Source organism: Pseudomonas sp. A-RE-19 (assembly GCF_019956555.1).
Classification (GTDB): domain Bacteria; phylum Pseudomonadota; class Gammaproteobacteria; order Pseudomonadales; family Pseudomonadaceae; genus Aquipseudomonas.
On record NZ_JAHBDQ010000071.1, the window covers coordinates 1 to 12613 of the forward strand.

Consider the following 12613-nt stretch of genomic DNA (forward strand, 5'->3'; position numbering starts at 1 on the left):
GTCCCCAAAATGATGGCGTTAATGGGCTGAAAAGCCTTTTTTCGTCTGCTTCCCGCACAAAAGCAAACGCCCCGAACAAGTCGGGGCGTTTGCTTGATCCGCTAATATTGCGTTTTCACACAGTCTGCTTCGGCAGCTCCTACGCGCCTTAGGGCGCCGCCGAAGGCTGCGATCTTTTGGGAGCAATGCGGTTTCCCGCATTGCACTTAATCGAGCATCAACACCTTCGCCAAAATAATCTTCGGCCCTTTCATCTTCTTGATGATGATCCGCAAGCCTTCGACTTCCAGCACTTCTTCCTCTTCCGGCACCCGTTTCAGGGTTTCGTAGACCAGCCCGGCGAGGGTTTCCGCTTCGACGTGGTCCAGGTCGATGCCCAGCAGGCGCTCGACCTTGAACAGCGGCGTATCACCCCGCACCAGCAGCTTGCCCGGCTGATACGCGAGGATCCCGCGCTCAGCCTTGCGGTGTTCGTCCTGGATGTCGCCTACCAGCACTTCCAGCACGTCTTCCATGGTCAGGTAACCGATGATGTTGCCATCGGCTTCTTCGACCAGGGCGAAGTGCGAACCGCCCTTGCGGAACTGCTCCAGCAACTGCGACAGCGGCATGTGGCGCGACACGCGCTCCAGCGGCCGGGTCAGTTCGGCGAGGTTGAACGACTCGGGAATGTGATCCAGGGCGGCGAGTTCCAGCAGCAAATCCTTGATGTGCAGCAGGCCGACGAACTCCTGGCGCTCGCTGTCGTACACCGGGTAGCGGCTGAACTTGTGGCGACGGAACATCGCCAGGATTTCCTTGAGTGGCGCGTTGAACTCAAGCGTCACCAGGTCCTCCCGGGAGTTGGCCCAGTCGACCACTTCCAGCTCGCCCATTTCCACCGCCGAAGCCAAAACGCGCATGCCTTGGTCGCTCGGGTCCTGGCCACGGCTGGAGTGCAGGATCAGTTTCAGTTCTTCACGGCTGTAATGGTGCTCGTGGTGCGGGCCGGGCTCGCCCTGGCCGGCGATTCGCAGAATCGTGTTGGCGCTGGCGTTGAGCAGGTAAATGGCCGGGTACATGGTCCAGTAGAACAGGTACAGCGGCACGGCGGTCCAGAGCGACAGCAGCTCGGGTTTGCGGATGGCCCAGGATTTGGGGGCCAACTCACCGACCACGATGTGCAGGTACGAAATGATAAAGAACGCGGTGAAGAACGACACGCCCTTGACCACTTCGGCGGACTCTACGCCAACGGCACTCAGCACCGGTTCGAGGATGTGCGCGAACGCCGGTTCACCGACCCAGCCCAGGCCCAGCGAGGCGAGGGTGATACCCAGTTGGCAGGCCGAGAGGTAGGCATCGAGCTGGCTGTGCACGGTGCGCAGAATGTGTCCGCGCCAGCCGTTTTTATCAGCGATGGCCTCGACCCGGGTCGAGCGCAATTTGACCATGGCAAATTCCGCCGCAACGAAAAAACCGTTGAGCAAAACCAGGATCAGAGCAAAAAGAATCATGCCGAAATCGGCGAAGAGTGTCGCGAGGGTCAAGCCAGGGGAAGGGTCCATGATGGAGTTTTGCGGGTTCCGTGTATTCAAAAAAGGAGGAAATGCGGTGCCTGAAGGGCAGGCACAAGTCAGCCAATGTAGCGGCTGACTGGGGGCTTGCCTAGTGGCTAGTGCTGGCCGGTATCAATCGGCGGCGCTGATAACCCGGGATTTGGTCACCTGGGCCGGCGCAAAATGGCAGGTAAACGTGCTGCCGTGCCCCGGCACACTGCTGATTTCCATACGCGCCCGATGGCGCAGCAGTACGTGTTTGACGATTGCCAGCCCCAACCCGGTGCCGCCGGTGTTGGAGTTGCGGCTGGAATCGACCCTGTAGAAACGTTCAGTCAGGCGCGGCAGGTGTTTGCTGTCGATGCCGATGCCCGAATCCTGCACGCTCAAGTGCGCACCTTGTTCATCGCCCCACCAGCGAATGCGGATATTGCCTTCGGCCGGGGTGTATTTCACGGCGTTGAACACCAGGTTGGAAAACGCGCTGCGTAATTCGGCTTCGCTGCCCTTGAGCAGAATCGTCGGGTCGGCTTCCAGGGTGATGTGCTGATTGCGTTGTCCGGACAACTGCTGAGCGTCACTCTTGATCGATTTCAACAGGCTGTCGATGGATACGGGCTGGTTGTCCGACGGGTAATCGGTGGCTTCCAGTTTGGCCAACAGCAGCAAATCGTTGAGTAACGTCTGCATGCGTCCGCCTTGTTGCTGCATCTGCTGCAAGGCGCGGGTCCAGCGCGGATTCACTTCCTCGACGTTATCGAGCAGGGTTTCCAGGTAGCCGCAGATCACCGTCAGCGGCGTGCGCAGCTCGTGGGACACGTTGGCGATGAAGTCTTTGCGCATCTGTTCCAGCTGATGAATACGCGTCACGTCGCGCACCAGCATCAAGTGTTCGTTATTGCCGTAGCGGGTGATGTACAGCTGGAGGCGCAGGCGATCATTGATCGGAGAAGGAATTTCCAACGGCTCGGCGTAGCTCTCCTGCTCGAAGTACTCCTTGAAGCGCGGATGGCGCACCAGGTTGGTCACGGGCTGGCCGCTGTCCTGAGGGGTTTTGAGGCCGAGCAGGGTTTCGGCGGCACGGTTCCACCATTCCAGGTTGCCGTCACTGTCGAGCATGATCACCGCGTCTTTGAGCGCGGCGGTGGATTCCTGGACCCGATCGATCACTGCTTGCAGGCGCCCGCGTACCCGTTGGTCGCGGCGTTGCAGGTGGTAGATGCTGTCGAACACCTCGCCCCACAGGCCGTAGCCATCGGGTGGTGCTTCATCGGGTTTGTGCAGGCGCAGCCACTCGTGCAGACGCAGCAGTTGCTTGAGCGTCCAGGTCAGATACAGGCCCAGGCCCACGGCGAGGCTCCAGCCGTAATAGCCGGAAATCAGGCCGATCACCAGGCAGGCGGTGACCAGCAACAGCATGTGGCGAATCAGGGTGCCATGCCAGTTTTGGTTCACGGAAAAATGCGTCCTTGTCAGCGAGCCTGGCGGTCGGCTCAGGCCTTGGTGGAAAACCGGTAGCCGGTGCCGCGCACGGTTTGTACCAGATTTTCATAGGCATCGCCGAGGGCCTTGCGCAGACGCCGGATATGCACGTCGACGGTGCGCTCTTCAACGTAGACATTGCCGCCCCAGACCTGATCCAGCAACTGGCCACGGGTGTAGGCGCGTTCCTGGTGGGTCATGAAAAATTGCAGCAAGCGGTACTCGGTCGGGCCCATCTCGGCGGGCCTGCCGTCAATGGTCACGCGGTGGCTGATCGGGTCCAGCAGCAGGCCACCGACTTCGATCGGCGCTTCGCCATCGGTCGGGCCGGCGCGACGCAGCACGGCTTTCAGGCGCGCCACCAGCTCGCGCGGGGAAAACGGTTTGGTGATGTAGTCATCAGCGCCGACTTCCAGGCCCTGGATCTTGTTGTCCTCTTCGCCCTTGGCGGTAAGCATGATGATCGGGATGTCCCCGGTCAGTTCATCGCGCTTGAGACGGCGGGCCAATTCGATGCCGGAGGTACCGGGCAGCATCCAGTCGAGCAGAATCAGGTCCGGTTTACGGTCGACGATGATGGCATGGGCCTGCTGGGAATTTTCAGCCTCCAGGCAGTCATAGCCGGCCATCTCCAACGCAACGGCGATCATTTCGCGAATGGGCGCTTCGTCGTCGACGATCAGAATGCTCCTGCCAACCATGCCTTTATCCTCTTGTCATTTAACTGTCTTGCGCCGCATTAGATAACGGAATTATTGCAGTCGTGTGACAGTATTTTAGCCGTCCTGCGATTGCCGTGATCCTGAACTAAGCTCTAAGTCCGAACCCTGACAACCACAAAAGGAAGGTTTTCATGAATCACATTGCTCAATCCTGGAAAGCCCTGCTGGTCGCGGCTGCGCTAACGTTGCCGTCCCTGGCCTTTGCCGCCGAACCGGCCATGATGAAAAACGGCGTGATGGTCGACCACAAGGGTATGACCGTTTACACGTTCGACAAGGACACTGGCGGTAAGTCGATGTGTAATGCCGGTTGCGCCGAGATGTGGCCACCGATGATGGCTCCGGCGGGTGCCAAGGCCGAAGGTGAATGGACGATCATCAAGCGTGATGACGGCAAGATGCAGTGGGCTTATGACGGCAAGCCGATGTACACCTACAAAATGGACATGAAGCCTGGCGATATGAAGGGCGAAGGTTACAAAGATATGTGGCACATGCCGAAGCACTGACCCGTGTAATCCGCTCCTCGGACTGGGTCACGGGGAGCGGATCTGCCCTCATTGCCTTCAGCGCAGCGCGTAATCCAGCACAATCCCGACAAAAATCGCCAACCCGGCCCAGTGATTGTGCAAAAACGCCTGGAAGCAGCGCATCCGGTCCTTGCTGCGGGTGTACCAGAATTCCCACGCAAAACAACCCGCCGCCGCCAGCAACCCGAGGTGGAACCAGCCGCCGAGCTGGAATTTCGAGCCCGCCAGCAGCAGGCACCCCAACGCCAGCCCTTGCAGGGTCAGAATGATCACTCTGTCGGCGTCGCCAAACAGAATCGCCGTGGATTTCACGCCGATCTTCAAGTCGTCATCGCGGTCGGTCATGGCGTAATAGGTGTCGTAGCCCACGGTCCACAACAGGTTGGCGATCCACAGCAACCAGGCCACCGCCGGCAGTTCACCGGTTTCGGCGGTAAACGCCATCGGCATGCCCCAGGAGAACGCCGCGCCCAGCACCACTTGCGGGTAATAGGTGTAGCGCTTCATGAACGGGTAAGTGAAGGCCAGGGCCAAGCCGCCCAGCGACAGCCAAACTGTTTTCGCGTTAGTACACAGCACCAGCAGGAAACTCACGCCCATCAGCACCGCGAAGAACACCAGGGCTTCTTTAGAGCTGATCTTGCCGCTCACCAGCGGCCGCTGCTCGGTGCGTTTCACATGGCCATCGACCTTGCGGTCGGCCCAATCGTTGATCACGCAACCGCCGGCACGGGTCAGTACCACGCCGAGCACGAAAATCACGATATTGGCCAATGAAGGCGAACCTTTACCGGCAATCCAGAGCGCCCACAACGTTGGCCACAGCAGCAGGTAAATGCCGATCGGCTTGTCCATGCGGGTCAGCTGAATGAAGTCCCAGGCCCGTGGATTCAAGCGATTCAGGGACTTGAGCAGGCTCTGGTACATCAGCAATTCTCCGGATGGGCGCGGGTGGCGTTCCACAATGTCGGCAGGAAGATCTCGGCCACCAGCACGCTCAAGTGGCCGCGATCGAAACGCGAGCGCCGGCCCCACAGTTCAGGCGCCTGAGCATCCACCGGCAACCATGCTTGAGGATAGTGACAAACCTCAATGGCCCGGCGCTGAAACGCCTGATCACAAAACAGCAATTCGCCCAGGGAGCGGCTGCCCAGTTCGTCCATGTGCAACCCATCGCCCTGCAATGCGCTACGCGCCGCCACGCTGCGAGCAAACACCCAAGGCTCGCCGTGCCCGCGCAGATACACCTCGCGCACCCAGCCTTCACTGCCTTCGGTCAGCTGCAGCGCAGCACATTCGTCGGCGCGCAGCGATTGCCAGCCCTCGAACAGCGGCGTGACGCTGAAACCGTTATTCGACAGGCGGATCAAGCGGCGGGTCAGCGATCCTTCGTCGAACAACCAGTCGAGCGTAGACGTGTCGGGAAGGGGTATCAGTTGGCTTCGAGAGCGCCAGGCCAGCGTCGGGGAGGGGGCTTTTGAGTGCGGCACAGTGAGTCATTATTGGCAGCAAATGAGGCGGCGAGCTTACCATGTCAGGCGAAGACTTTGATTGACCGGCCTGCCGTTGCGCCGAACAGGCTTGCATCTGCCGGGCCCGATCAGTACAAAACGCCCCTGAGCCGGACGGCAACACTTCACCTATCTACCGTTCGCGCCGGCAAAAGCCTGAATCCTGAGGAAGTACCTGAATGAAAAAGTGGCAATGTGTGGTCTGCGGCCTGATCTATAACGAAGCCGACGGCTGGCCGGACGACGGTATTGCGGCGGGCACGCCGTGGCAGGACGTGCCGGAAGATTGGCTGTGCCCGGACTGCGGCGTGGGCAAGATGGATTTCGAAATGATCGAAATCAACTAAGAATCCAAGGAGTAAGGAATGAACGCACCTGTCGTGATCGTCGGCACTGGGCTGGCTGGCTACAACCTGGCCCGGGAGTTTCGCAAACTCGATGGCGAAACCCCGCTGCTGTTGATTACCGCAGATGACGGACGCTCCTACTCCAAGCCGATGCTCTCCACCGGCTTCGGCAAGAATAAAGACGCCGATGGCCTGAGCATGGCCGAACCGGGCGCCATGGCCGAGCAATTGAAGGCCGAAGTGCGCACCCACACCCGCATCAGCGGTATCGATCCAGGCCACAAGCGCCTGTGGATTGGTGAGGAAGCGGTGATCTACCGCGATCTGATCCTGGCCTGGGGCGCGGAAACCGTGCGAGTGCCGATCGAAGGCGATGGGGCGGACGCTGTTTTCCCGATCAACGACCTTGAAGATTACGCACGCTTTCGCGCGGCCGCGGCCGGCAAGCGTCGGGTGTTGTTGCTCGGCGCCGGTTTGATCGGCTGCGAATTCGCCAATGACCTCATCCTCGGTGGTTACGAGGTGCAACTGGTTGCACCGTGTGAACAGGTCATGCCGACCTTGCTGCACCCGGCGGCGGCCGCTGCGGTCCAGGCCGGCCTGGAAAGCCTGGGCGCGCGCTTCCACCTCGGGCCGGTGCTCAATCGCCTGCAACGAGTGGCTGATGGCCTGGAAGCGCATCTGTCCGACGGCCAGGTCATTGCTTGCGATGTGGTGGTGTCGGCCATCGGTCTGCGTCCGCGCATCGATCTGGCTGCGGCTGCCGGGGTGCAGGTCAACCGCGGCGTGGTGGTGGACCGTCACCTGAAAACCTCTCACGCCAACATCTACGCCTTGGGTGACTGCGCCGAGGTCGATGGGCTGAATCTGCTGTACGTGATGCCCCTCATGAGCTGTGCGAGAGCGCTGGCCCAGACCCTCGCCGGAAACCCTACGGCAGTGAGTTATGGCCCGATGCCGATCACCGTGAAAACCCCGGTCTGCCCACTGGTGGTTTCGCCGCCGCCACGGGGCGCGGAGGGCGTCTGGACGGTCGAAGGGCAGGGCGCGGACATCAAGGTGTTGTGCCGTGATAACGCCGGGAAACTGCTGGGCTATGCCCTGACCGGCGCGGCGGTGATGGAAAAACTCGCCTTGAACAAGGAGCTTCCCGCTCTGCTGGCGTAAATGCCGGTCGTTCTGTCGGAATCACCCCGCTTTTGCCCCTACAAAGGTCGCGAGGAGACTGGCGCCACTCTTGCGCGCGTGCCATCCTCATTCCCGTCTGCCGCAGAGTAGAGCCTGCGGCGCCTTAGGCGCTGTTCCAACGAGAACGGCACGGACATAACAACAAAAAACCGTCAAAGGGGCTTCACTAATGCGTAAACCAGAACTCGCCGCTGCAATCGCTGAAAAAGCAGACCTCACCAAAGAGCAGGCCAACCGCGTTCTCAACGCCGTTCTCGAAGAAATCACCGGCGCTCTGCACCGCAAAGACAGCGTCACGCTGGTGGGCTTCGGGACCTTCCTGCAACGCCATCGCGGTGCACGTACGGGCAAAAACCCGCAGACCGGTGAGCCCGTCAAAATCAAAGCCAGCAACACCGTCGCCTTCAAGCCAGGCAAGTCATTGAAAGACAGCGTTAATCCGTAACACGCACCGACTACCCGCCTGGCGGGTGAGCGGGATAAAAAATGGGCACGCCAACGAGGTTGGGTGCCCATTTTTTTTGGGTTCTTCACGGCCTTGTGCCGGGCTTTGCGCAGGATGCGCTGACTCAGTTGACTGATCCACCCAGGCCTGCTTCCGCCCGTTGCATCAGGTGACGCGCCCCCCTCGACCGACCAGCGGTTCAAAACACCTCTTTTGCAAGCAACGTCGCCGAACTGGTCGAGAATAAACTTCTGGAAACCTCGCAAGCTGAAACGTATCAGCTTCAGCAAAATATCAAATTATGCATAAATGCATTTTTTTCTTGACCCGCAAGGTCGAGTCTCTTAAAGTTAATTTGCTGTATGCATATACAGTATTTTTTTGATCGAATATTTATTCGAATTCATTCATGGACGAGGTATTACCCTATGCAAAGCAACACTGATAAATTCGGCAAAACGCCCCATCAATCCAGCCTCTGGACCCGCGCTGATGCACTGAAAGTCCGTGCAGACGATCCCACCACCACTCAGCCGCTGGTCAGCGCGGATTTCCCGGTATTGAACAACGAAGTGTTCATCTGGGACACCATGCCGCTGCGCGACCTGGACGGTAACGTGACGTCCGTCGATGGCTGGTCGGTGATCTTCACCCTGACTGCCGATCGTCATCCAAACGACCCGGAGTACATCGACGAGAACGGCAACTACGACATCACCCGCGACTGGAACGACCGCCACGGTCGGGCAAAGATGTACTACTGGTTTTCTCGTACCGGCAAGGACTGGAAACTCGGCGGCCGTGTGATGGCTGAAGGGGTTTCGCCGACCGCTCGCGAATGGGCCGGTACGCCAATCCTGTTGAACGACCAGGGTGAGGTGGACCTGTATTACACCGCCGTCACCCCGGGCGCGACCATCGTCAAGGTGCGGGGCCGGGTGGTGACCACCGAACATGGCGTCAGCATGGTCGGCTTCGAGAAGGTCAAGCCGCTGTTCGAGGCCGACGGCAAGATGTACCAGACCGAAGCACAGAACGCCTTTTGGGGCTTCCGTGATCCATGGCCATTCCGCGACCCGAAGGACGGCAAGCTGTATATGCTGTTCGAGGGCAACGTGGCCGGCGAGCGCGGCTCGCACAAGGTGGGCGAAGCGGAAATTGGCGATGTGCCGCCGGGTTATGAGAACGTTGGCAACTCGCGCTTTCAGACTGCCTGTGTCGGCATCGCCGTGGCCCGTGACGCGGACGGCGACGACTGGGAAATGCTACCGCCGCTGCTGACCGCCGTGGGGGTCAACGACCAGACGGAACGCCCGCACTTCGTGTTCCAGGACGGCAAGTACTACCTGTTCACCATCAGCCATACGTTCACCTATGCCGACGGTGTGACCGGGCCGGACGGGGTGTACGGTTTTGTCGCGGATTCGCTGTTCGGCCCTTACGTGCCGTTGAACGGTTCCGGCCTGGTGCTGGGCAACCCGTCCTCTCAGCCGTTCCAGACCTACTCGCACTACGTGATGCCCAACGGCCTGGTGACCTCCTTTATCGACAGCGTACCGACTGACGCAACCGGCACGCAGATTCGTATCGGCGGCACTGAGGCACCGACGGTGGGCATGAAGATAAAAGGGCAGCAGACGTTCGTGGTGGCCGAGTACGACTACGGCTATATCCCGCCGATGCTGGACGTCACGCTCAAGTAATAGCGATACAGGGCTTTCAGGCAGCGGGTTTGAGGTCGATGAAAAAACCGTTGTGGGTATGATCGAGATATCCCGCCTGATTCACTGCGACGTTGATCGCAAGCCCCATTGAATAATGTGTAGTAACAACCCTTCGTTACTGGCTGCAAGGATGCAGCCAGTAACGAATATCTTCCCTCCGCTGCCGCCTCCTGTTCGTCAGGCCAGCATTTTGTCTCGCGTTTCCTTCAGAATCGCAGTCACCCGCGACACCCTTGCTTCTGGCGAGCACTTGCTCTTGCCGGGTGTGTAAAGGGCTTCTACCTCCAAGTCATCCAACTCACCACCACGGTGAGCCAAACAGCGCCAGTCACGGCGCTATTCGCCATGTCTGGCGCTCCAATAAAAAGGTTCTTCACGGTTTTCCGGGGAAGAACCATTTTTTTATGGGTGGCGGAGTACTTTTTTTCTTGGTCGATCAACTGACTCGGTTTTTTTGCTGGCGAGAATCGCCGCTATCTCCGGCTCATCCAGATGATCCAGCGCTCGTTCCACCAACAAACGTACCCCGTCGGTCATGCGGCTGAGCGCCAGGGCAACGGAGCGGTGTGGGCCGTCCACATCGTCGGCGAGGTCGGCGCACCCGGAGGTGCCCTGCGCACAGCCACCATCAAATGCAGGTATGAGATACCTGTCTGACGGAAGCTTGTGCAACTTCAATTACCGGCAGGCGACTAAACCTGGCCACTGATGATCAGTGACGGGAATCAAGTTACCGACCGGAGTTTTGGATGATTCGGACTAGGGCCGATACTGACTGCCGGATTTACCTTCTTGCTTTTTTAGCTCGCCCTTAAGCTGAACGAGGAAACAAATCGCAGTGCCCAGGCATGCCCGGTGTAAGCAGCGCAAACTGCCGAGCGCGCAACAAGGCATCAAAGGGATTTATGTAGGAAGGAGCTCGAAACACGGTCCGAAATATCCGAATTTCAGAATATTGGCGTCAGTAATACGTTAAGGGCATTCGATACATGTGTTCAGAGGCAATGAAGTTTGGGGCAATTTAAGCAATTGGGTGGTGAAGCTCACGCAACTCTGTGGTGCATGGCTGCATTCGGGTGGGTGGTGGAATATAAGGCGCTATCATTTTGATGGCTCCTCTTGATTGATTATTGTCAATCATCGATTTGTCCGTGGATGACTGTAACTTTTCGGAAAACTCCTACATTTATCATTTCTTATTTTTGTCATGCTTGGTCCTGCTTCAGCGTCTGAGTGTTCAGTGATTACAGGCAGGTTTGACGAACCGCTCTGGCTCAACGGTTGCGGGGCGATGCGTCGAAGACGGGAAGGCCAGCCAGGCGTCAGGGATTCCCCTGTCACATATAGGGTAATCTCCTACGAGAAACAGAGAACACTTCGTCTTGTTGTTTAATCGGATGCTTGCTAGTGGCCATCATTGTGATTAGGATGCGCGCACTTGAAAGAGCACGAACCTCAATTGGATGAGACTCATCGCAGCTCTTTGATACTGTCCGGCACCATTGCAACTCCAATGGCCGTATGACCGTAATCCTAATTAAAGGCCATGGATGTCCTACTCAAGCAAACTTTCCGCTCATTACCTTGAACTCGCAAAAGCCTCTGTTTCAGCAGAGAATTTCGCGGGCGAGGATGTTCGCTTTTCGAGCGAATATGAGGCATTGGAAAGCGAGCTTGGTAAAGCCTCGTCCATGCACGAAAGCGGTCAGATCGACTGGCTGAAAATCCGCGAAAACAGTGAAAACCTGCTGCGCACTCAGTCCAAGGATTTGCGTGTCGGCGCCTGGCTGACCTGGGCGCTGTACCAGCGTGAATCCTTCCAGGGGCTGCTGGCCGGCCTCGGTTTGTTGCACCACCTCTGTGAAAACCACTGGGCTGAAGTTTATCCGAACAAGGCCCGCACTCGCGCTGCTGCCATCAGTTGGTTGGTGCCGCGTCTTGAGCAGGTGCTGAACGAAAACGTCGCAATCAAAGAGCAGCTGCCGCTGTTTCGCCGTATGGTCGAGCACCTGGAAGGCCTCGACACCGCGTGCACCAAGCATCTGGGCGATGACGCGCCGTTGCTGCTGCCGATCTCCCGTCGCTTGAAAAACATGGTCCAGCGCGCCGCCGACAACCAGCCGGAACCCGGCGTGGTGGGCGCCGCGGTGGCCCAGGTCAAACAAGCCGCCACGCAGCTGTTCACCCCCGGCGCACCGATCGACAACGAGAAAGAAGCCCACAAGGCCCTGCGCGCCCAGCAGGAAAATGCTCGTCCGTTGTGTGCCTGGTGGCTCAAGCAGAAAGCCACCGACCTGCGCGCCTTGCGCCTCAATCGCACGCTGTTGTGGTTGCCCATCGACGCGGTGCCTGAGCGCAATGCCGAGCAGATCACCGTTCTGCGTGGCTTGCCGGCGGACAAGCTCAAGGCCTATCAGGACCGTTACGACCAAGGGAAATACGCTGATCTGCTGGTAGAACTGGAGGCGAGCCTGGCGAAGGCGCCGTTCTGGTTCGATGGCCAGCGAATGGTCTGGGAATGCCTTCAGGGGCTGAACGCCGAGATGGCAATGCGCGAAGTGGAAATCCACTTCGCGCTTTTGGTTCAGCGCCTGCCCGGCATCATCGAATTGCGTTTCCATGACGGCGCGCCGTTCGCCGATCCGGCCACCCGCGCCTGGATCGGCGCCCACGTCATGCCGCACCTGCAAAGCGCCAGTGCGCCGCGCAAGGTCGAAGTCGCCGATACCCAGCCGGCCTGGGAAGTGGCCCTGGAAGAAGTCTTGCCGATTCTGCGCAAGGACGGCCTCAAGGCCGCCGTGCAGATTCTCAAGCAAGGCTTGCAAAGTGCCCACGGCGGGCGGGTTCGATTCTTCTGGCAGTTCGCCCTCGCGCGGCTGTGTTTCATGGCCAAGAAATACGAACTGGCCAAGACCCAACTCGAGACCCTCGACCAAACATTACAGGACTCAGGCCTGCACGCCTGGGAGCCCGATCTTGCGCTGGAAGTGCTGCATTTGCTGCATAGCTGCTGCGAGTTGTTACCGCAGAACCATGCAGTGCGTGAACGCAAGGAAGAGATTTATCGCAGGCTGTGCCACCTCGATCTCGAAGTGGTACTCGAATAGGCCCCAGGGCCACAACCGC

11 protein-coding genes and 1 pseudogene are annotated in these 12613 nt (G+C 58.9%); 6 read left to right on the forward strand and 6 right to left on the reverse strand.

Going from position 1 to position 12613, the window contains the following annotated elements; genetic code table 11:
• Nucleotides 1–206 precede the first annotated feature (206 nt).
• The 3 genes from KGB14_RS26505 to phoB form a co-directional block, all read right to left on the reverse strand.
• Nucleotides 207–1547 carry a hemolysin family protein gene (locus KGB14_RS26505; RefSeq protein ID WP_223490208.1) on the reverse strand — a complete coding sequence of 447 codons (1341 nt, stop codon included), beginning with the start codon at nucleotides 1545–1547 and terminating at the stop codon, nucleotides 207–209.
• Nucleotides 1548–1670: 123 nt separating this feature from the next.
• On the reverse strand, nucleotides 1671–2957 hold the full coding sequence (gene phoR, locus KGB14_RS26510) for a phosphate regulon sensor histidine kinase PhoR (protein ID WP_263294769.1): 1287 nt from the start codon (nucleotides 2955–2957) through the stop codon (nucleotides 1671–1673).
• Between the two features lie 74 nt (nucleotides 2958–3031).
• Complete coding sequence (gene phoB / locus KGB14_RS26515) at nucleotides 3032–3721, reverse strand: phosphate regulon transcriptional regulator PhoB (RefSeq protein WP_003229608.1); 690 nt, start codon at nucleotides 3719–3721, stop codon at nucleotides 3032–3034.
• A gap of 152 nt (nucleotides 3722–3873) precedes the next feature.
• Between phoB and KGB14_RS26520 the strand changes: the two genes are divergently transcribed.
• Nucleotides 3874–4251, forward strand: a complete 378-nt coding sequence (locus KGB14_RS26520) for a hypothetical protein (protein WP_223490213.1) — start codon at nucleotides 3874–3876, stop codon at nucleotides 4249–4251.
• A 57-nt stretch (nucleotides 4252–4308) separates the two neighbouring features.
• On the opposite strand, the gene ubiA is transcribed toward KGB14_RS26520, so the two are convergent.
• Nucleotides 4309–5199: a 4-hydroxybenzoate octaprenyltransferase gene (gene ubiA / locus KGB14_RS26525; RefSeq protein ID WP_223490214.1), complete on the reverse strand. Its 891-nt coding sequence runs from the start codon at nucleotides 5197–5199 to the stop codon at nucleotides 4309–4311.
• Nucleotides 5199–5762: a chorismate--pyruvate lyase family protein gene (locus KGB14_RS26530; RefSeq protein ID WP_223490216.1), complete on the reverse strand. Its 564-nt coding sequence runs from the start codon at nucleotides 5760–5762 to the stop codon at nucleotides 5199–5201. The genes ubiA and KGB14_RS26530 overlap by 1 nt, the downstream gene beginning before the upstream one ends.
• Before the next feature lie 200 nt (nucleotides 5763–5962).
• Here KGB14_RS26530 and KGB14_RS26535 point away from each other — a divergent pair, with 200 nt between their 5' ends.
• From KGB14_RS26535 to KGB14_RS26550, 4 genes are all read left to right on the forward strand, one after another.
• Complete coding sequence (locus KGB14_RS26535; RefSeq protein ID WP_027926308.1) at nucleotides 5963–6130, forward strand: rubredoxin; 168 nt, start codon at nucleotides 5963–5965, stop codon at nucleotides 6128–6130.
• Between the two features lie 18 nt (nucleotides 6131–6148).
• Nucleotides 6149–7297 carry an NAD(P)/FAD-dependent oxidoreductase gene (locus tag KGB14_RS26540; protein WP_223490218.1) on the forward strand — a complete coding sequence of 383 codons (1149 nt, stop codon included), beginning with the start codon at nucleotides 6149–6151 and terminating at the stop codon, nucleotides 7295–7297.
• Nucleotides 7298–7487: 190 nt separating this feature from the next.
• On the forward strand, nucleotides 7488–7763 hold the full coding sequence (locus KGB14_RS26545; RefSeq protein WP_003213368.1) for an HU family DNA-binding protein: 276 nt from the start codon (nucleotides 7488–7490) through the stop codon (nucleotides 7761–7763).
• A gap of 428 nt (nucleotides 7764–8191) precedes the next feature.
• On the forward strand, nucleotides 8192–9466 hold the full coding sequence (locus KGB14_RS26550; RefSeq protein ID WP_223490220.1) for a glycoside hydrolase family 68 protein: 1275 nt from the start codon (nucleotides 8192–8194) through the stop codon (nucleotides 9464–9466).
• A gap of 423 nt (nucleotides 9467–9889) precedes the next feature.
• Here KGB14_RS26550 and KGB14_RS26555 read toward each other — a convergent pair.
• A pseudogene (locus KGB14_RS26555) lies at nucleotides 9890–10084 on the reverse strand (DUF6124 family protein); the annotation flags it as partial.
• A gap of 953 nt (nucleotides 10085–11037) precedes the next feature.
• On the opposite strand from KGB14_RS26555, the gene tssA reads away from it, so the two are divergent.
• Nucleotides 11038–12594, forward strand: coding sequence for a type VI secretion system protein TssA (gene tssA, locus KGB14_RS26560; protein WP_223490230.1), 1557 nt, complete (start codon nucleotides 11038–11040; stop codon nucleotides 12592–12594).
• The last annotated feature ends 19 nt before the right edge of the window (nucleotides 12595–12613 follow it).

Excerpts from the sequence above, each read along its gene's own strand:
- KGB14_RS26540 (WP_223490218.1), top strand. The coding sequence starts at position 6,149 with ATGAACGCACCTGTCGTGATCGTCGGCACTGGGCTGGCTGGCTACAAC.
- KGB14_RS26545 (WP_003213368.1), top strand. The coding sequence starts at position 7,488 with ATGCGTAAACCAGAACTCGCCGCTGCAATCGCTGAAAAAGCAGACCTC.
- phoR (WP_263294769.1), bottom strand. The coding sequence starts at position 2,957 with ATGCTGTTGCTGGTCACCGCCTGCCTGGTGATCGGCCTGATTTCCGGC.
- tssA (WP_223490230.1), top strand. The coding sequence starts at position 11,038 with ATGTCCTACTCAAGCAAACTTTCCGCTCATTACCTTGAACTCGCAAAA.
- KGB14_RS26505 (WP_223490208.1), bottom strand. The coding sequence starts at position 1,547 with ATGGACCCTTCCCCTGGCTTGACCCTCGCGACACTCTTCGCCGATTTC.
- KGB14_RS26535 (WP_027926308.1), top strand. The coding sequence starts at position 5,963 with ATGAAAAAGTGGCAATGTGTGGTCTGCGGCCTGATCTATAACGAAGCC.
- KGB14_RS26550 (WP_223490220.1), top strand. The coding sequence starts at position 8,192 with ATGCAAAGCAACACTGATAAATTCGGCAAAACGCCCCATCAATCCAGC.
- phoB (WP_003229608.1), bottom strand. The coding sequence starts at position 3,721 with ATGGTTGGCAGGAGCATTCTGATCGTCGACGACGAAGCGCCCATTCGC.
- KGB14_RS26520 (WP_223490213.1), top strand. The coding sequence starts at position 3,874 with ATGAATCACATTGCTCAATCCTGGAAAGCCCTGCTGGTCGCGGCTGCG.
- ubiA (WP_223490214.1), bottom strand. The coding sequence starts at position 5,199 with ATGTACCAGAGCCTGCTCAAGTCCCTGAATCGCTTGAATCCACGGGCC.